Below are 1,138 nucleotides of genomic sequence, written 5' to 3' on the forward strand. Positions count from 1 at the left end.
TGTACGGACCGGACACATGGTGGACACACGTGCGGGGACATGGTGGACACATTATGCCCCGTAGTCAGGTTTGCTCACGTCGAACGTTCTTAGAAAGTGATGGCAGAAGTAGACGTCAAAGAGTCCATCTCTTTCAGGGTTGGGCCGTATTGCGATGTGCTGCCCAACCAAGCCCTTGGCGATGCTGAAATAGCGTTTCTGAAAGCGAAATCGGCTGTGATAAACCTTGGCCAACACATCGTCCGGCCCGTACTCAAACTCCGATAACTGCTGCGGATAAGCCCAAGGGCTGGAGCGATATCGGTCCATCGGCACTTGGTAGTTCAACGCTTGATGAGGTCGTTGTAGGTTATAAACCTCCCGCCATCGATCGAACGCGGATTGAGCCTCCTGGATCGTGGAAAATTGACGCCCATCAAGCACTTCGGCCTTGAGAGAGCGGTGGAAGCGCTCGATCTTTCCATTGGTTTGAGGGTGGTAAGGGCGGCTGTAGCTGATCCGAATTCCCAAACGAATCAGCCAGATACTCAGCTCGGTGATTTCACCTGGATTACGCGGTGAGCCCCATGGCGGGCCGTTATCAACATTGATACGAGCGGGTAATCCGAAGCGCTGGAATACCTCAACCAGCTTGTCCTTCACCGTAGCTCCACGCTCGTTATCACAAGCCTGAATAGCTAAATTGAATCGCGAGTGATCGTCCAACAGCGTCAGGGGATGGCATCGGCCTTCTTGCGTTGAGAAGTGCCCTTTGAAATCCATTTGCCACAGATCGTTGGGCGCATCGTGTTCAAATCTCAGCTTGGCCTCTTGCTCATTCGGAGCAGGCTGAATCAGTCCGTGCCTGTGCAGGACATTGGTCACGGTGCTGGGAGCGATCTGCTTTTTCAAGAGGGTGCTGATTGTGCGCCCACCCCAGGCTGGATGTTCTTGCCTGAGGGCTAAGACTTGCGCCTCCAAAACTGCAGAGGTCAGCTTGGGGCTGGTAGCCGGTTTGCGGGACTTCTCTTGCAGTCCCGACTGACCGTGCGCCTCGTAACGGTTAAGCCACTTGTAGGCCGTTTGCGGGCTGATGCCAAACCGTCGACACAGTTCTCGTTTATTGCTACCGGGTTGCCGTGCTAAGGCAACGAACTCT

1 protein-coding gene is annotated in these 1,138 nt (G+C 54.4%); it reads right to left on the reverse strand.

Features of this window, described 5'->3' with window-relative positions; translation table 11 throughout:
• Positions 1-51: 51 nt before the first annotated feature.
• Positions 52-1,138: IS481 family transposase (locus tag GHN92_RS23575; protein ID WP_153329061.1), on the reverse strand; the 1,087-nt coding region annotated here is incomplete at its 5' end.

The organism is Pseudomonas sp. FSL R10-2964, assembly GCF_009600035.1.
Classification (GTDB): Bacteria; Pseudomonadota; Gammaproteobacteria; order Pseudomonadales; family Pseudomonadaceae; genus Aquipseudomonas; species Aquipseudomonas bubulae.